The following is a 19,046-nucleotide window of genomic DNA, read 5'->3' as shown; positions in this document are numbered from 1 at the left end:
ACCCTCGGCGCAAGTCGTTGCCGGTGCACTGCGGAAGCCCGATCTACGCTTACCGATCAACGCGCGCCTCGGCCTCACGGGGCGTGCCGTAATCATCCAGCCATTTGAACGCCACCGTTGCGGGCATCGCTGCACCTTCCGGAAGCGCATAGTGCACCTGTGCCCCCGGCGCGATCATGTCCACCTCCACGCGGCGGCCATCGACCAGCGTCAATGAACTCAACGACACGTGGTACGCGCTCGGGTTGCGTACCTGCAGGGCATCACCATCGGCAGACCATTGCAGCGTGGCCGCCGCATCGCGTGCATTGCCCGGCAGCCCGGCGGGGCGATGGAACAGCTTCACCCGTGTACGCACCGCGAACTGCAGCAGGTTCCTGCCGCTGGCATCGCTGGGCTTGGGCGGAATATCCAGCAGATTGAAATAGAACACCGATTCGCGGTCGGTTGGCAGCGGTGCTTCCGACGGGCGCGGTGCGTAGGTGACGCGATATGCCTGGCCCTGCTTGGGCTGCAGCAGGCGTGGCTCGGCCGGTGTCAGCCGGAACGGCGTGCGTACGTTCTCCGGGCGCGACTGGCTGTCGCCGTCGTCGATCCAGACCTGGGTCATCGCCGGCAGTTCCCCCACGTTGCTCGCCCTGACTGTCACGTCGCGGCCCTTGCTGGCATCGTGCACGATGCGCGTGCCCTGCAGCGTCACCGCGGCCGATGCCGGCAGGGCTGCCGAAACAGACAGCAACGCGCATATCCACGTCATGGCGCGAAGTTTCATGGTCAACCTCGTTGAAAGGGGCAGGCCGTTGCTGCGTGGCGTCGGCCTGCCGGAAGCGCGTTACTTGTAGAGCACCACGAAATCGCCCGAGGCATTGGCGGTGCCAGCGGTCGCGTTGGTGGCCGGCGAGGCGTACCACGCGCTGTAGTCCAGCTGGCCGCTGCCACCGGCGGCGATGGTCACCCACACGGCCGGGTCCTCACCGATCTTCTGCTGATTGCCCGCAGCGTCGTACAGGGCAACGCCCACGTTGGTGGCGGTCGAAGCGGCGGTCAATGCGAGGTTGCCGGTGCTGCCATGGGGCGTGCCGCCGAAGCGCACGCCTACATCCTGTGATGCACCCGAACCCGAGCAGTCCAGGGCGATGGTGAAGTTCTTCTGGCCGGCACGGGTGCTGGCGTTGACCGAGGCCAGATCCACCTTGCCCATCGGCACGGTGATGGTGCCGCCGGTGGAGCCCACCGAGCAGGTGGAGGTCATCAGTTCGCCGGTGATTTCCAGCGTTTCGGCAGACACCGACGGCGCGGCGATGGCGAAGACGGAAAGGGACAGCAGGCGGAGCGTCAGGGACATGACAGTTCTCGGTTGTGGAATGAAGGCACGCAGTGGCCGCCCACGGCAGCCAGCGCGTCCAGTTTCGATGCGCGCGCCAGGCCACGGAATGCAACAAGTTGCAAAAGCGCGTTGACGTTCGCGAACTGCAATTAATCCGATAGGAAGTGGCAGTGCCGCTGCCTAGACTGCGCGGCCTCGATTGGTTGTCGGAGGAATCGCCGTGCGGTTTCCATTGCAGTTCCGCGCTCTTCTGTCTGTCTGCACGCATGTGCCGCGTGGTGTGGCGCGCGCGCGGGTGGGTGCGGTGGTCATCGCTTCCCTGTGCATTCTGGAGGCCGGGGCCAGCTGCGCGCGGCTTAGTCCGGGAGATCAAGATCTGAGCTACACCCTAAGGGGCCACAACCTGGATCGGCCGGATGAAAGACTGGGAACAAGCGCGGCGGGAACAGTCGCCCTGGGGTTCGAGTGCGCTGCCGGGCAAACAGCCTTCGTCGTGGATGCGCCACTGACCGGTGTCACCTACGAGCGCGATGTCACCTACGGTGGCGTCACCTACAAGGCCTATAGCTTCAGTTCGCGCTCACCACTCATCGGCTTTGGCTACAGTGTGAGAGAGGGGGCTCCCTCGAATTATGGTGGTCCCGCCTTGGCTGTAGGAGCGATCAATCGACACCCCGGCATACCGATTGCAACTGCTGGACCGGTTACCGTCGCGGTTTATGTGATTGTCTTCTTCCGTGGGGGAGCCATGGAGCCGGTGCCGATGAGCTACTTGGGTACCATCACATCTTGGCCCGAGGGTGATCCGAGCCAGAGGATGCAGCACCACCTGTCGGTGGAGATCTCCATGCCCCCCGTCACCTGCACGCTCGCCAACGCCTCCCACACCCTCGACGACGTTCTCGCCAACGAACTCGCCGCCAGCGGCAGCAACGCGAAGGAATCCAGCTTCGACGTCGCGATGAACTGCCCGATGGACAACATCGACGTGCAGCTGTCGTTGGCCGATGCCAATGATCCTGGCAGCAGCAACGGCCAGCTTGCGCCCGCGCCGGGTGCCACCGCTGGTGGCGTGCAGGTGCAGCTGCTGCGCGGTGGCCAGCCGGTGCAGTTCGGTCAGGCGTGGTCGCACGGCTGGTCCAGCAAGGGGCAACAGGCCATTCCGTTCAGTGCGCGCTATCTGCGTACGGCCGATCCGCTGGTGCCCGGCGACGTCAAAGGCGAGGCGGTGCTGACCGCCGACTACCGATGAACACCGTTGGTCGCACCCGTGCCACCACGCGCTCGCTCTGCGCCGCCATCGGTGGGGTGCTGTCGGCTGGATTCGCACTGGATGCCACGGCAGCCCCGGTCGAGTTCAGCGAAGGCTTCCTGATCGGCGGCGAAGCCATCGACATGGCGCGCTACGCCAACGGCAATCCGTTGCCGGCCGGCGACTACGCGGTGGACGTGCATGTGAACGGCGAGTTCCTGCGCAGCCAGGACATCCGTTTCGTCATCGAAGACGACCCGCAGATTGCGGTGCCGTGCCTGTCACCGGCGCTGGTACGTGGGCTGCCGTTGAAGCCTGCGTTCCTGGAGGCACTGCCCGCCGAAGACAGCACCTGCGTGAATCTGCCAGCGCTGGTGGAGGGCGCCAACAGCACCTTCGACAGTGGCGAGCTGCAGTTGTCCCTCAGCATTCCGCAGGCGGCACAGGCCATCGCCGCGCGTGGCTTCGTGGCACCGGAACTGCGCGACGACGGCATCACCGCTGCCTTCATCGATTACAGCGCCAACCACTACCGCAGCCAAGGCAGCGACAGCAGTTACCTTGGGTTGCGGGCAGGCGTGAACCTGGGCGCATGGCGGCTTCGCCACCGCGCATCGTTCACCCATGGCAGACAGGGCACCCGGCACGAGGTCATCAGCAGCCATCTGCAACGCGACATTCCACGCTGGAACAGCCAGCTGCTGCTGGGCCAGGGCAACACCGGTGGCGAGCTGTTCGAAAGCGTGCCGTTTACCGGCGTGCGCGTAGCCAGCGACGAGCGCATGCTGCCCGATTCGCTGCGTGGCTATGCGCCGGTGGTGCAGGGCATCGCCGAAGGCAATGCGGTGGTCACCATCCGCCAGAACGGCAGCATCATCCACGAAAGCAATGTGGCGCCGGGCCCCTTCACCATCGAGGATCTGTATCCCACCAACTTCGGCGGCGATCTGGACGTCAGCGTTACCGAAGCCGATGGCCGCGTGCAGCGTTTCAGCGTCAACTTCTCGGCCGTTCCGCAGGCGCTTCGCGCGGGTTCGTCGCGCTTCGCGGTCACTGCCGGTGAACTGCGCGACTCCGGCAACACGCTGCAGACGCTGCCCTTCACCGAAGGAACCTATGCCCGCGGCGTGAACAACCGGTTTACCGTGCTGGGTGGCGCCCAGCTGGGTGAGGGCTATCGCGCGTTGCTGGCCGGTGCTGCGGTCAACACCGCCATCGGTGCATTTGGTGCCGATGTCACCCATTCGCGCGCCTGGCACCGCGGCAGCGAAACCATTGCGGGCAACAGCTTCCGCCTGAACTACCAGCGCTATGTGGCGCGAACCGGTACCAATGTCGGCCTGGCTGCGTACCGCTACAGCACCCGTGGGTTTCTCAGCCTCAACGACGTGGCGCGGGAGCAGAACGACGATTGGGGGCTGGGACAGCGCGCCCGCCAGCGCTACCAGGTGAACCTCTCGCAGAGGGTGGGCCAGCGCAGCAACCTGTATCTCAGCGGCGGCCATGTGTCTTACTGGGACAGCGCCCGACGCCGCAACGATTTCCAGGTGGGTTTCCAGAGCACGCTGGGGCGGGTCAACTACGGTGTGTCCGCGCTGCGCTTCCGCGTGGGCGATGGCCGCCAGGACACGCGCTATGCGTTCACCCTCAGCGTGCCGCTGGGGCGTAGCGCCAATGCACCGCGTGCCAGCACCCAGCTCAGCCAGGCCGATAGTGGCAGGCAGTCGCAGCTGGGCATCACCGGCAGCCTGGGTGAGTCACGTGCGCTGAGCTACAGCCTGTCCAGCGCACAGGGCAATGGACAGAACAGCCATAGTGCTTATGCCGCGTGGCAAGGCAGCCGTGGCAATCTCAATGCCGGCTACAGCCGCAGTGGCGACTACCGCAGCCTGTCGCTTGGCGCATCGGGCAGCGTGGCGCTGCACAGCGGTGGCCTGAACCTGGGTGCTCCCGTGGGCGACGGCTTCGCGCTGGTGCAGGCGCCGGGTGCGCAGGGCGCACGCATCGGCAGCAGCACCGACCTGCGCGTGGCGCGCAACGGCTACGCGCTGCTGCCGCACATCAGCCCCTACCGCTGGAACACCATCGACCTGGATCCCTCCGGCCTGCCGATCGAGGTGGAGCTGCTGCAGACCTCGCAGCGTGTGGCACCCACCGCCGGTGGCATCGTGCGCGTGCCGTTCCAGGTGCGCCGCGAGCGCACGCTGTTCATCGACGCCACTGACGCGCTGGGCCAGCCGCTGCCGTTTGCGGCGGTGGTGCAGGGCGAAGACGGCGCGCCGGCCGGTGCAGTCGGGCAGGGTGGGGTGATCCAGCTGCGCGGTGCGCAGGACAGCGGCGCGTTGATCGTCGATCCCGATGGCAAGCGGCGCTGCCGCATCGATTACCGCATGCCCGATGCGCCGGATGCGTACGGGTTGTCGTGGAGCCAGGCCGTGTGCGTGCCGCAGCCGCTGCCGCCGGAGGGTCTGCAAGTACGTGCACCCGATCCATTGGACATCACTGCACCGTGATCCCTCGTTTCCTCAAATCAACCTGCAGGAGCAACGCCATGTTCCCTACCCGATTTCAACTGATTGCAGTGCCGATGCTGTGCCTGATCGCTTCAGCCGCGCATGCCCAGGCCACCCTCACCATCAGCGGCCGTGTGCTGCCGGGTACCTGCACGCTGGCGGCCCCGGCGATCGCGCTGGACCCGGTGAAGGCCGATGAGATGACGCCAGGTGCCGCCAGCAGCGTGAAGGCCGGTGCACTGAACTTCACTGGCTGCGTGGGCGTCAGCCGCGCGCGCCTGTCCTTCGATGGCACGGCCGCCGATGGCGATCCGGAGCGCTGGAAGAACACTGCCGCCACCACGCCAGCAACGGGTGTGACGGTCGCGCTGCTGGCCGGCGCGACCGGCAACACCTATCTGAAGAAGGGCGACACCGATATTCCGGTGGCTGTCTCTGGCGCGACGGCGTCCTATCCGCTGCGCGCGGGTTACTTCATTCCCAACACCAGTGGTATCAACGCCGGCAATATCTCCACCGAGATCGTGGTCACCGCCGCCTACGATTGAAAGCCGGTACGGCCCTGTAGCGCCGAGCCCACGCTCGGCTGCTCTTCGGTCAGGCTCCAGGCAAGCCGGGCGTGGGCTCGGCTCTACAGAAGCCGCTAAGCTGCGTGCAGCTGCACATCCACATACTCGGCCAACCCCCGGCACGCCAGCAGCAACCCCTCGCGCGCGTCATCGTCCACCTGCTGGCTGATCTCGCCATCCACGCGCACGCGCTCGGTGGCGTGCAGCAGTTCAAGTAGAAATGTCAGCCCGGCATTGGCGCGGTCGATGCGCGCCAGTGCCAGCCGCTGCCCCGGCGTGCGGCCTTTGCCCGGCCACGGCTGTCCATCGGCGGCGTCGCCCTGGCGGATGTGCTGCAGGCAGTGCAGCAGCGTGATGGTGCCGGGCGCTTCGCCCTCCTGCAGTGCGGCGAAGGTGCTTTCCAGCGTGCGCGCCAGATCGTCGGGCAGGCGCGTGGCGGCCTCGCCCAAGGTGGCAAACAGATGGGGATAGTGTGACGTGGTCATGGCGGCGTCCTTGTGTGCGAAGCAAGGGGCCACCCCGCTTAACAGCGAGGGTGGCGGACGGTGCGTGGTTGCAATACCGGAGGTTGATGTAAAAGCGCCAGCGGGCACGAGGCCCCCACGCACCGCCCGCCATGTAAACGCGGACGGAATGCCTGTCGACGTCGCCCGAGGGACGAGCGACGCCGACAGGCAAGCGTAACCAAACACATCAACCTAACGGGATTGCAAGCCCGTGCCACCCGTTGTCGGTGGCGGACACATGATGCGCACGAAGGTGCCGCTGTACCAATCAGAAAAGTTTCAAATTCAAAGTTGTTGCAATCTGCATGCGCGCGTTGCGTGGTCATGCAGAGTGAGGCGATTGCGTCAGAGTTCGCACGGCTTCACTGTAGAGCCGAGCCTATGCTCGGCTCGGCTCACCGCGCGAAGCGCGGCGTTCTTCGTGATCTGATCGGAGATCAGCCGAGCGTGGGCTCGGCTCTACAGAAAGCGCATCGTGCACAGTGGAACGGCGCCGGATTGTTTTGGCGCCGTTCTCTTTCCATTACCAGCTGTACGCCACCGACAGGTTGGCAGTCGCTTCGCGGTACCCGCTGTCACCGCGCATCACCCCGAACCCGCCCCACGCACTGAAACCGGAACGGAATTCCACCCGTGCACCTGCACTCAATTCATAACGGTTGCGCGGAATGCCGGCCTTCAGCACTTCGTCATCGAAGGCAATGCCATTGCCAGCGCCATCGCGGTACCAGTTGGCCGCCAGGTACGGGCTGACCGAGGCCCCCGCGGCCGAGCGCGATTCACCCTGCAGGCGCAGGCCGGCACGGCCGGACAAACCGCTGTTGCCCTGCGCTCGTACCACGGTGCCGTTGGTTTCGGTATGCACGTCGGTCTTCGCGTCGGTGTAGACCAGCTGCAGCTCCGGCTGCAGGCTCAGCGCGGTGCCGCCGATCTGGCCGATGCCGAAGCGGTAGCCGGCTTCCACCGACGACTGCCAGATATCCGAGTCGTAGCGTTCTTCGGCCAGGCCGTCGCCCTGCACGCGGTTGCGGAACTGGCCGCGCTGCACGCTGGCATCCACGTACATGGCGTCGTTGGCCCAGTTGCCGTACACGCCCAGCGCGCCACCTTCCACCTTGCCGCGTGCGCTGAAACCGGTCACGTCCGAACGCGAGGTGGCGGTGCTGCGTGCGGCGGTGCCCATCACGCCCACGCGGCCACGGCCGTCATCGAACACGCCGATGTCCGCACCCAGCTGCAGGCGCGAGCGGTCCACGCGCAGGTCGAGCTGGTCATCCACCGCTCCCAGCTTGCTCTGGGTGGCGTCCACGCGGGCCCAGCCACGGATGCCCTCCGCCGCCGCGGCGCCGCCCTGACGATCGCGGTAGCTGTGGCGCAGCATCTGGTCCAGCGCGAACTGGTTGGCCAGATAGGCGCCGGTCTCCGGGCGCAGGATCGGGATAGGCGTGATCGGGTCGATGGGATCAATCGGATCAATGATCGGCTTGCACTGCGGCAGGGTCGGGTCGGCCAGGCACGGGTCCGGCGTGGTCGCCAGTTCCGAGCGCAGGTACCAGTTGCCGTTGGCGTCCTTCACCAGGAAGTACTCGTACTGGCCGCCCACGGCGCGGCCGACCAGATCGAACTGCGCGTTGGAGGCGCCGCCGATATCGATCAGCTCGATGCCGCGATCGGTCTTGGCACCAGCACCGCCAGCATTGAGCACGCGCACGTTGGCCTGGCCGTTGGCATCGCCAGCGATCACCAGCTTGTCGGTCAGCGAGGTGTCGTCTCCCAGCTGGGTGTTGAACAACAGGGTGCCGCCGTTGCCGGTGAACTCGTCCAGGCTGAGCGTGTTGAAGGTGCTGCCATTGCCCAGCGCCACGGTACCGCCGGCGCCCAAGGTGAGGTGGCCGACGTTGCTGTCGCCGGTCATCAGCCAGGCGCTGTCGGTATCGATGGTGGCGCTGGTGACGTTGATGAAGCGGCCGTCGATCTGCGCCTTGTTGCGCAGGAAGACGTCCAGGCTGCCATCAACCGTTGCGGCATCGAAGCTGACATTGCCGATCAGGCGCGCGTCATCCACGTTGAAGCGCACATGGCTGGCCCCCGGCGTGCTGCTACCGGTAAGCGAGTCCACCTGCAGCAGATTGCCATTGCCCGCGATCAACCGTGCACCGTTTGCCACGGTGATCTCGAAGTCGGCAGCCTCGTCGGCGCCCACGCGGATCGCTGCGCCGCGCCCGGAGCGAATAGTGGAACCGTCAATGCCCAGACGTAGCGTGTCGGGCGTATGGATCGAGCCGTACATCAACACCCCCACGTTGTCGGCGTCGATTTCCGAGCCATTGACGATGTCTACCCGGCCGTTTTCCATGCGCACGCCCAGACCACTGGACATATCGCTACCGCTTGTCGTGTCCTCCACGCGCACATGGGTGGAATCCAGAATGGACCAGGCGCCAGGCAAGGGAATGCCGCCGGGGGTGCTGCCCAGCGTCAGGCCGATGCTGAGTGGATTGCTTGGCAACAGGCCGTCGGCAGCGGTGACAAGAATGCGGCTGCCGATCAGGTGCGCCGACGAGGAGCCCTGGACCAAGATGCCGCCGCCACGCAACGTGCTGCGTTCCGACTGCAGGCTCGCCGCGCCATCCAGCTCGACAGCACGCTGGTAGGAGCCGCTGCGGTTGATGGTGGCATCTGACATGTACACGAGTGAATCAACCGCACGGATGCTGTTGGTCTGCCCACCGACCACTGTCAACACCGCGTTGTTGCGCAGTGTCCACTCTTCAATCGGGTCGCCGTTGTTGACCAACCCAACGGTACCGTCCAGATCACCGGCCCAGGCGCCGGCCAGCGGCAGCATGCAGAGTGCGAGGACGATGCCACGCGCCAGCGGGCGTTGATGAGGATGAGCAGTGCGGGTGCGATGACGGTTCATGGTCCTGTCCTTTCTGGGAAAGAGTCGACACAGGGAGTCGTTCAGGTGCTCGTTCACGGATGTGGCCTTTTCGATCTGTTCGCGTGAAGCGCGCGTGATGAGCCTAACCAGGCAACCTGTGTCTTGATCGGCACGAATTCTGGCCGCGGGCACGGCTCCGGCCCATGCAATTAGTTGCAAAGCGCTGGCCGTCTGGACGATCGGGTCGGCCGATGTTCAGCACAGTGAATCCGGTCCGTACTTGGGCGCGACAGGACGACGCAGCGGCTGCGGTATGCAACCAATTCGATAGGCGCCATTGCGGCCGCTTCCTACGGTATGGGCCCTTCCATTGGAGCGTCCCCCGCATGCGTCGTGTACTTCCCCGCCCCCATCTGCTTGCCGTGGGGTTGTCCGCCGCCCTGGCGTCGTCGGCCGCCATGGCACAGCAGATCATCGCCGATGGCGACGAACAGAACCCGGCTGCGGGCGATTACCACACCACTGACCCGGTGGAGCCGGGCAATCCGGGTGGGCATGCGTTCCTTGCCATCAACGGTGGCAGCCTCATTCCAACGGGACCGGTCAATTTGATTACCGAAGGGCTGCGTGCTGCCGCTGCACGCGCCGAGGGTGCGGGAAGTCGTATCGAACTGCAGGCGGGTAGCGTCTTGACCTCCGGCTATGGTGCTGCCGGCCTTTCCGCCGCCAATAGCGGCCAGGTTCACGCCAGCGGAACGCATATCGAAACGCGCGGCACGGCAGCGTCGGGGGCGGAAGCGCTGTCCGGTGCGCTGTCACTGGACAACGTACGGATCACTACCCGTGGCGGGTTGGCCCATGGCGTCAGCGTGCAGCAGGGGCAGGCAGTAGTGCGCGACAGCGCGATCGAGATTCTTGGCGACCAGTCCAATGGGTTGGACGTGCGTGATGGAACACTGCTGGCCGAACGTCTGCAGATCGCTGTGGCGGGGGCAGGTCATGGGGTGTGGGCGCAGGGTGGCAGCGATGTCACCCTGCGCTCGGCGCGGATAGATGGCAGCGGCGCCGGTGCATCGGGCGTGCTGGTGGGGCTGGGCAGCAAGGTGGTGTTGGAAGATGTCGACATCGATCTGACCCACGAGCGCTCCGGAATGGGATTGTTCGTCGGCGGTGAGCTTGAGATGCGTGGAGGCAGCGTGCATGCACGTGGCGACAACGCCACCGCGGTCAGCTTCGCCACCGGTGGCGGCGGCGTGCTGCGCCTGGATGGGGTGGAGCTGTCCGGTCACTTCGGCATCCATATGACCGAAGGCGCGGACCTCACCCTGCACGGCAGCCGGCTCGACAGCGTGTCGATCGGCATCGACATGAACCAGCGCGATGTGGTTGCGCGTGTGACCGATTCGTTCATCACTACTCGCAATGGCGTTGGCATTCGAGTGACGAATGGCGATCTGGTAGTCGACGGATCGACCATTACGGCCAATGGCACCTATTGGCAGGCGATATCGGTGCTGGGAGGTACCGCGCAGGTTACCGGCAGCCGATTGCGGACCCTTGGCCAGAATGGTCATGGGTTATATGCCGAAGGCGGTGTATCTGCTGCACCACTAGCGAACGGCAACATGATCGATATTCTTACCGAAGGCGACGGCGCCATTGGTGCGATCGCCCGCCTTGGCGGCACCGTACACCTTGCCGACAGCGTGGTGCGCACCACCGGCATCAATTCATACGGTGTGTTGTCGGGGGGCAGGGGCGAAATGACGCTGGCCAACACCCATGTGCGCACTGAAGGCGAAGGTGCCTGGGCGGCGGTGATCAACGACAACGGCCGCATGGGCATCGATGGCGGCTCACTGGTGAGTGCGCAGCACGGTGGCATCTGGTTGCGCAGCAGCCGCGATCCAGTGCTGACGTTGAGTAACGGTGTGGTGGTGTCCGGTGGCAATGGCATCGGCCTGGCACTGGATGCTGCCGTGGCCGGACGCTTCGACGTGGCGCTGGACGGTGGCTCGCAACTGCACGGCGATATCGTCATCACGCCGGAGGACGAAGACGCCGGGCTGGTGCCGCAGTCCGAGGTGCATGTGCGTCTGGCGGATGGTGCGCTGTGGCAGGGGTCTTCCGATCTGGTGCAGACGCTTGCGCTTGAAAGCGGCAGCCAATGGACGTTGACCGGCGATGCGACCGTGGGCGAGTTGCAGGCGCGCGACAGCGTGGTGGCGTTGTCCGATGGCAGCGGCCGCTTCAATACGCTCACGGTGGAGGGTGACCTGCACAGCGAGGGCGCCACCTTCCTGTTCCAGGGCGCGCTGGCTGGCGATGATTCGGCCATCGACCGCCTGCACGTGCGCGGTGATACTTCTGGTGATGCCCTGATTGCGGTGAGGAACATCGGCGGTGTGGGGGCGCCCACTGTGGATGGCATCCAGCTGATCGAAGTGGACGGCGCATCGCTGGCCAGCTATGCGCTGACCGGGCGTGCGGTGGGTAGTTCGTACGAGTACTTCCTGTTCCAAGGCGGTCTGGCCGATCCCACCGATGGCCATTGGTACCTGCGCTCGCAGTGGTTTGATGTCTGCGAGGACGACCCGGCAGCGCCGGGCTGCGTGGTGAACCCAGGCCCGGGTCCGGATCCGGGTGAGGGCGGTGAAGGCGGGGGCGGCGGCGGAATCGTCGATCCGATCCGGCCGCTGCCGGTGCTGCGCCCGGAAGCCGGTGCCTATCTGGCGAACCAGTCCGCCGCAGTGAACATGTTCGCGCACCGGATGCATGATCGCACCGGCACCCTCACGGGTGAGCGCACTGCCTGGGCACGCGTAGGTCGTGGCAATGCGGACTTCACTGCGGTGGGTGGCCAGCTGTCGGTGGATGGCAATACGTCGGTGCTGCAGATCGGCAGTGACCTGCTGCGACATGGCAATGCCACGTTCGGTGTGATGCTGGGCAATGGCCGTGCTGACAATCGTGTCGCCTCGGATCTGACCGGCTACACCGCCACCGGCCGCGTGCGTGGTACCGCCGTGGGTGTGTACGGCACCTGGATGCAGGATGCGGAAGGCTCCGGCGGTGCCTATGTGGATGCGACCATGCAGTTCGGCCGCTTCGACAACCGTGTGCAGGGTATCGGCCTGGAGCCGGAGCACTATGATGCGCGTGTGGCCACTGCGTCACTGGAAGTGGGCCATACCTTCAATGTGTGGCTGGGGGCTGGCAGTGCACTTTACGTGCAGCCGCAGCTGCAGCTGACGTATGCAGGCTATCGCGCGGATCGCCACGTGGAGAGCAATGGCACGGTTGTCGACCATGCGGATGCAGGTGGCCTGAGCGGGCGCCTGGGCGTGCGCGTGTTCGGTCATGGCACTGCGGGTGGCAACACCGTGCAGCCGTACCTGGGCATGAACTGGCTGCGCGGCAGCGGTACCAGCAGGTTGCAGTTCAACGATGACACGCTGGGCGCGGATGTGCCGCGCAATCGTTATGAAGTGCAGGCCGGTGCCGAGTTGAAGCTGGGCCAGCGCTGGGGCGCATGGGGCGGGCTGAGCGTACAGCGCGGTGAGCACGGCTACCGCAACGTGGATGGTCAGGTGGGCGTGCGCATGGCCTGGTAAGCGGCAATGCCGGGGTCGGCACGCGGACCCCTGTAGAGCCGAGCCCACGCTCGGCTCACCGCGCGAAGCGCGGGTGCATCGTGATCTGAACGAAGAGCAGCCGAGCGTGGGCTCGGCTCTACAGGTGCACGCCTTGGTAGCGCCGGTTCATGCCCGGCCAGCATCACACCGGCGGCAGCACCTTGCCCGGGTTGAGAATTCCATCCGGGTCCAGCGCGGTCTTGATCGCGCGCATCGTCGCCAGCGTGGCCGGGCTGAACGCCTGCGCCATGAAATCGCGCTTGGCCAGACCAATGCCATGCTCACCGGACAACGTGCCGCCCAGGGACAGCGTCAGTTCGAAGATCTTCGGCAGCGCGGCATGCGCGCGTGCGTTCTCGTCGGCATCGTCCGGGTGGTAGAGAATGTTGACGTGCAGGTTGCCGTTGCCGGCATGACCGAAGGTGACGATGGTCAGCGTGTACTCGCGTGCCAATGCCTGCACGCCGGCCACCAGTTCCGGAATGCGCGACACCGGTACCACCACGTCTTCATTGATCTTGCCGGGCGCGACGGTCCGCAGTGCGGGTGACAGCGCCTTGCGTGCGGCCCATAACTGGTCGCGTGCGCGGCCTTCCATTGCCACGTCCAGTTCGATCATGCCGTCGCCTTCGGCGGCGCTGGCCAGTGCCTGCAACAGGTAGGGCAGGGTATCGTGGTCACCATCGGCTTCGACCAGCAGCATCGCGCCCGCCTCGGGCACCTCGGCACCATTGAGGCGCAGCAGCTCCAGGCTGCGGGCGTCCATGAATTCCAGGCGCGTGGGCACCATCGGCTGCGACATCAGGCGTGACACCGCAGCGGCCGCCGCATCGGCGTCGCGGTACAGCACGCGCAGGCCGGCCTGGCTGACCGGCAGTGGGGTCAGCTTGAGGGTGGCTTCCACGATCAGCGCCAGCGTGCCTTCGCTGCCCACCAGCAGGTGGGTGAGGTCGTAGCCTGTGGAGTCCTTGGTGTAGGCGCCACCGCAGCGGATCACCTCGCCGGTGCCGGTGACCGCGACCAGGCCCAGCACGTTGTCGCGGCTGGTGCCGTACTTCACCGCGCGCGGGCCACCGGCGTTGCAGGCCAGGTTGCCACCCACGCTGCAGATCTCCGCGCTGGATGGGTCCGGCGCCCAGAACAGGCCATGTGGCGCCAGCGCCTGCTGCAGCGTTCCATTGAGCATGCCGGGCTGCACCACGGCGCAGCGATCACCGGCACGGATCTCCACGATGCGGTCCATGCGGGTGAACGACAGCACGATGCTGCCCGGCAACGGCACGGCTGCACCGGTGGTGCCGGTGCCGGCGCCGCGCGCGACCAGCGCTACGCCATGCACGCGACAGGCACGCACCAGTGCCTGCACCTGTTCTACGCTGGCGGGCAACGCGACGGCAGCGGGGCGCTGGTGGCGCCACGAGTTGTCCTGCGCGTTCGCCTCCAGCGCGTTGTCATCCATGCGCCAGCCCTCCGCTCCCAGCAGGGCAGACAGTTCGGCAATCAATGCGGCGGGCAGGGCAGTACTCATGACAGATCTCGTGGGGCAGCAGGAGCGGGTTGGATCAGTTTCCAGGCAACAACGGCGCCGGCCAGCGGCAGCCAGACCCAGCGCAGTTCAGAGAGCAGGGTGGCGATGCCGCGCGCGCTGAAGAACTGCGGCGCAAACGGTGAAACGCGGATCGGCCGCCACGGGGCGAAGAAGCGCTGTTCGCTCCACGGCCAGGCGAGGGCAACGCCGAGGCCACCGGAGGTCATTGCGTCGAGCAGGGGATGGCTGGCGCAGATGAAGACGAACACCGCCGCCTGTACGGTGGACGCCAACGTTGGCCCTCGCTGGGTAGGTGCCAACCTTGGTTGGCACGAAACCGCCGACCAAGGTCGGCGACTACTGGAGCTGTGTGGTGCCGACCAAGGCCGGCCGCTACCGAAGAACGCCCACACCGCGGCCAACGCGGCCAGCACGCAGGCAAACAACAACGAATGGCTGGCACCGCGATGGCCGAACGCATCGGCATAGGGAATGTGCAGGGCAAAGGCCAGCACGTCGGCATCGGGCAGCATCGCCGCGACCACACCCGCAGCGAGCAACCACGCAGGAATGCGGCCACGATCCGCGGCGCACCACAGCGCCAGCGGTACAGCGGCATGGGTGATGATCGACGGCATCAGTCACGCACCATGGTCGTGCCGGCCAGGCTGCGCGCTGGTAGGTGCCAACCTTGGTTGGCACAGAAGCGCCGACCAAGGTCGGCCTCTACCAGAGCGGACGGTACACATCAGCAATCATCCAGCCGGAACGCATCGCGCAGCCAGTTCAACTGCGGCGGTTCACCCGTGGCTTCCACCACATCGAAACGGCAGGGCGCATCGGCAAGCGCGGGATGGTCCTGCAGGTACAACAACGCGGCATGCGCCAGGCGTCGACACTTGCGCACATCCACTGAGGCCGCGCCGCCACCGAAATCGGATCGCGCGCGGTAACGCACTTCCACGAACACCACGGTGCCGGCGTCGTCCATCACCAGGTCCAGTTCACCGCCGCGATAACGCACGTTGCGCGCACGCGGCTGCAGTCCGGCCTGTTGCAGATGCTGCTCGGCGGCGGCTTCCACCGCCGAGCCCCGTTGGCTGCGCTCAGCGACCACCGACGATCGGCATCGGCCGGCCGCCATTGAAGGTGGACCAGGCCGGCTGGCGCAGGATGTTGCCGTTGCTGTCCAGGAACAGGGTGCCGGTGGCGCCGTCCAGGCCGCCTTCGTTGGACAGCTTGTCCAGGTAGGCGGTGATCTTCCAGGCATCGGCGCCGAAGGCGAACAGGCGGCCGGCGGCACCGCGTGCGCTGGGCATGGTGCTGGCCACCTGGCTGGCCGAGGGCAGGCCGGACACGCTGCGCACGTTCCAGGCTTCGTTCGGGTAGACGATGCCGTCCAGCGCCACGTCTTCTTCCACCTTGCCGCTGCCGACGGTCAGCTGCGAGGTGCCCACGCGGGTGGCGCCACCGGCACCGGCCAGCGCCAGCTGCGGCGCCAGCAGGCGGGCCTGCGGCGCGCGCACGGCGAGAAACACGGCATCGACCTGGCCGGCATTGCGCACCTGCGCGCCGACATCGCCAACCGCGTCGCTGACGCCGACGGTGGCCACCACCTGGCCGCCACGCTGGGCGAAGCGCTGGGCGAAGGCGGCGGCGGCACGGCGGCCGGTATCGTCGGCGCTGTTGATCACCAATGCCTTGCCGCGCTCGCGGCCACGCAGGTATTCGGCAGCGACGATGCCGTCGTCTTCCGGTGCCAGCGAGAAGCCGGCGCTGCCGGCCGGCGGCGCGTCCTTGCCACGGTTCAGGGCCAGCACCGGAACCTGCAGCTGCTGGCGGCCATAGACCGCATCCACTTCGTCGCGGCCCAGCGGGCCGACCACGAAGTCGGCGCCGGAGGCGACGGCCTTGTCATAGGCGGCCAACGCACCGGCCGGGGTACCGGCGGTGTCGATGAAGTTGATGTCCGGGCGGCGGCGGGTCTCGCCGTAGTACGCGGCCAGCAGGCCATCACGCACCGGCTGCGCGGCGGTGGCCAGGCGGCCGCTGAGCGGCAGCAGCACGGCCAGCTTGGCCGGCGGACGGTAGCCGTCGCTCATGGCCGGCGGGCGCTTGCTGGTATCGAACTGGGCGGCGCCATCGCGGTCGAACGGGCGCGGCAGCGGCAGGCCACGCGCGATCAGTGCGCGGCCGGCGAAGTTGTACAGCGGGTCGTTGGCCGGCAGCGCGGCGGCACGGCTGCGCAGGGTGGCATCGTCAAGCGTACCGAGCAGACCGGCGATGGCGGCCTGGTTCTCGCTGCGTGCGCTGCCGGTCAGGCTGGCGTGGGCGCGGGCGCGCTCGGTGGCGGCACCGAAGGCATCGCCGGTGCCCTGCAGCGCGTTGGCGCGGGCTACGTGCCAGCGCGTGCGCAGCGCGGGGAAGACGTTGTCGCCCTGTTCCTTCAGCAGGGCCAAGGCCTGCGCCGGCTGCTTGTCGGCCAGTGCCAGCTCGGCGCCGGTCAGCTGGTAGCGCTGCAGGCTGGTGCCGGACAGCTGGCGGGCGGTGAGCTGGCCAAGCAGGCTGCGCGCGCGGGCACTGTCGCCGGCCAGGTGCCAGGCCCAGGCGGCATCGGCCAAGGCGTTGCTGCGGGCGCCACCTTTCAGGGTTGCGGCCAGCGCTTCCAGCTGCAGGGCGGCGTCGCGCGGTTTGCCTTGTTCGATCAGCGCCAGCGCCTGGCTCTGGGCCGGCGATTCGGGCGCGCTGGTCAGGCTGGTGGTGGCACAGCCGGCCAGCAGCATCAGCGACAGCGACAGGGCGGAGATCCGTGCGGCGGGCTTGTTCATGATCGGGTCCATGCGATGAGGGCAGCGGCCTTGGCCGGGTACACGCTACGATTCTACCCTTGCCCCGTGAGTACCGCTGAAATGAGCGTCCCAACCCTGTACGTCGTCGCCACCCCGATCGGCAACCTGGCCGATCTGAGCCCGCGCGCGCAGGAGGTGCTGCGTTCGGTGGCGGCCATCTGTGCCGAGGACACCCGCCGCAGCGGCCAGTTGCTGTCCCATTTCGGCATCCAGCAGCCGCTGGTGGCCCTGCATGAACACAATGAAGAGGCCCTGGCGCAGCGCTTGGTGTCGCGCCTGCAGGCCGGTGAGTCGCTGGCGCTGGTCAGCGATGCCGGCACCCCGCTGGTCAGTGACCCCGGTTTCCGCCTGGTGCGTGCCGCGCGCGCGGCCGGCATCAAGGTCAGCCCGATCCCGGGGGCCTGTGCCGCCATCGCCGCGCTGAGCGTGGCCGGCCTGCCCAGCGACCGCTTCAGCTTCGAAGGTTTCCTGCCGGCCAAGGCCAGCGGCCGCCGCGACCGGCTGCAGGCGCTGGCGGGTGAAGTGCGCACGATGGTGTTCTACGAATCCTCGCACCGCATCGCCGAGTCGCTGGCCGACATGGCCGCGATCTTCGGCGGCGAGCGCCCGGCGGTGCTGGCGCGCGAGCTGACCAAGCTGTTCGAGACCGTGCTCGATGGCGATCTGGCGGGGCTGCTGGCCAAAGTGGAAGCCGACGAGAACCAGCGCAAGGGCGAGTTCGTGGTGATGGTGCAGGGTGCCGGCGACGATGAGGAAGCGCAGTTGGCGCATGGCCGCCGTGTCTACGCCAAGCTGAGTGAGCATCTGCCGCCGTCGACCGCGGCGAAACTGGCTGCCGAGCTGACCGGCGCGCCGCGCAAGGCGTTGTACGGGAGTTGATGGATCGTGCGGACCAAGGTCCGCACCCATCAGAGCGGAGATGGCAATAGATCCACGCCATGCGTGGATGGATGAACCGGACGCCGCGATCAGCACGGCAGGAAGGATGTGCGTAGGCTAGAATGTGCGCTGGCGGAGCCGGCCAGACAGTCGCGTCATCCCTTCGGGGGTGCCGAGGAAAGTCCGGGCTCCATAGGGCAAGGTGCCAGGTAACGCCTGGGCGGCGCAAGCCGACGGAAAGTGCAACAGAAAGATACCGCCTACGTCTTCTTCGGAAGGCCGGTAAGGGTGAAATGGTGCGGTAAGAGCGCACCGCGAGTCTGGTAACAGACCGGCACGGCAAACCCCACCTGGAGCAAGACCAAATAGGGATCCTTTGGCGCGGCCCGCGTTGGATCCGGGTAGGTTGCTTGAGCGTTGCGGTGACGTAACGCCTAGAGGAATGACTGTCCACGACAGAACCCGGCTTATCGGCCGGCTCCGCCTCTTTCTTACGGTAGGCCGAGCATGGCTCGGCTCTACAGTAGAGCCGAGCCATGCTCGGCTGCTCTCCGCCCAGATGCTTGGGATGTTGTTCAACCCGGCGTGCGGTACTGCCCGGCGGAAATGAACTGCTCGAACCGTTCGCACCACACCACTACGGTGGTGTAATCGTCGACGTTGACGCTTTCAGGCACGTCCACCAGGAAACGGTTGAAGGTCTTCACCTCGCCGATGCGCTGGGACTGTGCCTTGATCTTCAGGAAATCGGCCTTGTTGTCGACGAAGTCGCGCACGAGGTAGACCTTGTAGTCCGGCCCCGGGCCCATCTTGCCGTCGAACGCGACCTGGCGCGGGCTGACGCTGACCTTGCCGTCGGCCCAGTGCACGGCGTCGCTGCCCTTGAGGTCGCGACGGAAGGTGGTGTGGTAACGGGCGTCGCCCATCGCCGCCTGTACCTGCGCGACCGGTGGGTCGTCGGGAGCGATCAGGATCGGCAGCAGGTAGATGCCCAGGCCGAAGCCCAGGCCGAGGGCGAGCAGGTGGGTGACGACAAGTACGAGAACACGGCGCATCGATGACTCCCTGTGGATCGGTGAGGCGCGCGGCAGAACCGCGCCGGGT

Annotated in this window: 14 protein-coding genes and 1 other RNA gene; 6 read left to right on the top strand and 9 right to left on the bottom strand. The window is 66.6% G+C overall.

The genetic code is table 11. From position 1 onward, the window contains the following. Nucleotides 1–49 precede the first annotated feature (49 nt). Nucleotides 50–772, bottom strand: a complete 723-nt coding sequence (locus tag RI032_RS05925) for a fimbrial biogenesis chaperone (RefSeq protein ID WP_322547985.1) — start codon at nt 770–772, stop codon at nt 50–52. Nucleotides 773–832: 60 nt separating this feature from the next. Then, a complete protein-coding gene (locus tag RI032_RS05920; RefSeq protein ID WP_322547984.1) occupies nt 833–1,345 on the bottom strand; it encodes a fimbrial protein in 513 nt (170 codons plus the stop codon). A 286-nt stretch (nt 1,346–1,631) separates the two neighbouring features. On the opposite strand from RI032_RS05920, the gene RI032_RS05915 reads away from it, so the two are divergent. The 3 genes from RI032_RS05915 to RI032_RS05905 are packed head-to-tail and all read left to right on the top strand — an operon-like array spanning nt 1,632 to nt 5,640. Further along, nucleotides 1,632–2,579, top strand: a complete 948-nt coding sequence (locus RI032_RS05915) for a fimbrial protein (RefSeq protein WP_322547983.1) — start codon at nt 1,632–1,634, stop codon at nt 2,577–2,579. Next, complete coding sequence (locus RI032_RS05910) at nt 2,576–5,092, top strand: fimbria/pilus outer membrane usher protein (protein ID WP_322547982.1); 2,517 nt, start codon at nt 2,576–2,578, stop codon at nt 5,090–5,092. The genes RI032_RS05915 and RI032_RS05910 overlap by 4 nt, the downstream gene beginning before the upstream one ends. 38 nt (nt 5,093–5,130) lie before the next feature. Further along, nucleotides 5,131–5,640, top strand: a complete 510-nt coding sequence (locus RI032_RS05905) for a fimbrial protein (RefSeq protein WP_322547981.1) — start codon at nt 5,131–5,133, stop codon at nt 5,638–5,640. Between the two features lie 95 nt (nt 5,641–5,735). Here RI032_RS05905 and RI032_RS05900 read toward each other — a convergent pair whose 3' ends face one another. Together RI032_RS05900 and RI032_RS05895 are read right to left on the bottom strand one after the other, a co-directional pair. Further along, nucleotides 5,736–6,146 carry a hypothetical protein gene (locus RI032_RS05900; protein WP_171953843.1) on the bottom strand — a complete coding sequence of 137 codons (411 nt, stop codon included), beginning with the start codon at nt 6,144–6,146 and terminating at the stop codon, nt 5,736–5,738. A gap of 544 nt (nt 6,147–6,690) precedes the next feature. After that, nucleotides 6,691–9,090 carry an autotransporter family protein gene (locus RI032_RS05895; RefSeq protein ID WP_322547980.1) on the bottom strand — a complete coding sequence of 800 codons (2,400 nt, stop codon included), beginning with the start codon at nt 9,088–9,090 and terminating at the stop codon, nt 6,691–6,693. Between the two features lie 347 nt (nt 9,091–9,437). Here RI032_RS05895 and RI032_RS05890 point away from each other — a divergent pair, with 347 nt between their 5' ends. Next, nucleotides 9,438–12,665, top strand: coding sequence for an autotransporter family protein (locus RI032_RS05890; RefSeq protein ID WP_322547979.1), 3,228 nt, complete (start codon nt 9,438–9,440; stop codon nt 12,663–12,665). 163 nt (nt 12,666–12,828) lie between these two features. On the opposite strand, the gene RI032_RS05885 is transcribed toward RI032_RS05890, so the two are convergent. From RI032_RS05885 to RI032_RS05870, 4 genes are all read right to left on the bottom strand, one after another. Next, nucleotides 12,829–14,214 (bottom strand): FAD-binding oxidoreductase, encoded by a 1,386-nt coding sequence (locus RI032_RS05885; RefSeq protein WP_322547978.1) that lies wholly within the window; start codon nt 14,212–14,214, stop codon nt 12,829–12,831. Continuing rightward, nucleotides 14,211–14,852 carry a metal-dependent hydrolase gene (locus RI032_RS05880; protein WP_322547977.1) on the bottom strand — a complete coding sequence of 214 codons (642 nt, stop codon included), beginning with the start codon at nt 14,850–14,852 and terminating at the stop codon, nt 14,211–14,213. The genes RI032_RS05885 and RI032_RS05880 overlap by 4 nt, the downstream gene beginning before the upstream one ends. A gap of 110 nt (nt 14,853–14,962) precedes the next feature. Next, nucleotides 14,963–15,331: a YraN family protein gene (locus RI032_RS05875; RefSeq protein WP_029379788.1), complete on the bottom strand. Its 369-nt coding sequence runs from the start codon at nt 15,329–15,331 to the stop codon at nt 14,963–14,965. Beyond that, nucleotides 15,321–17,042 carry a penicillin-binding protein activator gene (locus RI032_RS05870; RefSeq protein WP_322547976.1) on the bottom strand — a complete coding sequence of 574 codons (1,722 nt, stop codon included), beginning with the start codon at nt 17,040–17,042 and terminating at the stop codon, nt 15,321–15,323. The genes RI032_RS05875 and RI032_RS05870 overlap by 11 nt, the downstream gene beginning before the upstream one ends. An 81-nt stretch (nt 17,043–17,123) precedes the next feature. Here RI032_RS05870 and rsmI point away from each other — a divergent pair, with 81 nt between their 5' ends. Further along, the gene (gene rsmI / locus RI032_RS05865) at nt 17,124–17,942 is read left to right on the top strand and encodes a 16S rRNA (cytidine(1402)-2'-O)-methyltransferase (protein ID WP_005412235.1); all 819 of its coding nucleotides are present in this window, start codon (nt 17,124–17,126) and stop codon (nt 17,940–17,942) included. Between the two features lie 134 nt (nt 17,943–18,076). Beyond that, nucleotides 18,077–18,428: RNase P RNA component class A (rnpB, locus tag RI032_RS05860), an RNA gene on the top strand. 89 nt (nt 18,429–18,517) lie between these two features. On the opposite strand, the gene RI032_RS05855 is transcribed toward rnpB, so the two are convergent. After that, the gene (locus RI032_RS05855) at nt 18,518–18,997 is read right to left on the bottom strand and encodes a DM13 domain-containing protein (protein ID WP_134959357.1); all 480 of its coding nucleotides are present in this window, start codon (nt 18,995–18,997) and stop codon (nt 18,518–18,520) included. Between the last annotated feature and the right edge of the window lie 49 nt (nt 18,998–19,046).

This window comes from Stenotrophomonas geniculata (assembly GCF_034508895.1).
In the GTDB taxonomy this organism is placed as follows: domain Bacteria; phylum Pseudomonadota; class Gammaproteobacteria; order Xanthomonadales; family Xanthomonadaceae; genus Stenotrophomonas; species Stenotrophomonas geniculata.
Note: the sequence above shows the minus strand (reverse complement) of the source record. Positions and strands in the feature narration are given on the sequence as shown.

Coding starts and splice junctions, on each gene's coding strand:
- RI032_RS05925 (WP_322547985.1), bottom strand. CDS start 772: ATGAAACTTCGCGCCATGACGTGGATATGCGCGTTGCTGTCTGTTTCG.
- RI032_RS05920 (WP_322547984.1), bottom strand. CDS start 1,345: ATGTCCCTGACGCTCCGCCTGCTGTCCCTTTCCGTCTTCGCCATCGCC.
- RI032_RS05910 (WP_322547982.1), top strand. CDS start 2,576: ATGAACACCGTTGGTCGCACCCGTGCCACCACGCGCTCGCTCTGCGCC.
- RI032_RS05905 (WP_322547981.1), top strand. CDS start 5,131: ATGTTCCCTACCCGATTTCAACTGATTGCAGTGCCGATGCTGTGCCTG.
- RI032_RS05900 (WP_171953843.1), bottom strand. CDS start 6,146: ATGACCACGTCACACTATCCCCATCTGTTTGCCACCTTGGGCGAGGCC.
- RI032_RS05895 (WP_322547980.1), bottom strand. CDS start 9,090: ATGAACCGTCATCGCACCCGCACTGCTCATCCTCATCAACGCCCGCTG.
- RI032_RS05890 (WP_322547979.1), top strand. CDS start 9,438: ATGCGTCGTGTACTTCCCCGCCCCCATCTGCTTGCCGTGGGGTTGTCC.
- RI032_RS05885 (WP_322547978.1), bottom strand. CDS start 14,214: ATGAGTACTGCCCTGCCCGCCGCATTGATTGCCGAACTGTCTGCCCTG.
- RI032_RS05880 (WP_322547977.1), bottom strand. CDS start 14,852: ATGCCGTCGATCATCACCCATGCCGCTGTACCGCTGGCGCTGTGGTGC.
- RI032_RS05870 (WP_322547976.1), bottom strand. CDS start 17,042: ATGAACAAGCCCGCCGCACGGATCTCCGCCCTGTCGCTGTCGCTGATG.
- rsmI (WP_005412235.1), top strand. CDS start 17,124: ATGAGCGTCCCAACCCTGTACGTCGTCGCCACCCCGATCGGCAACCTG.
- RI032_RS05855 (WP_134959357.1), bottom strand. CDS start 18,997: ATGCGCCGTGTTCTCGTACTTGTCGTCACCCACCTGCTCGCCCTCGGC.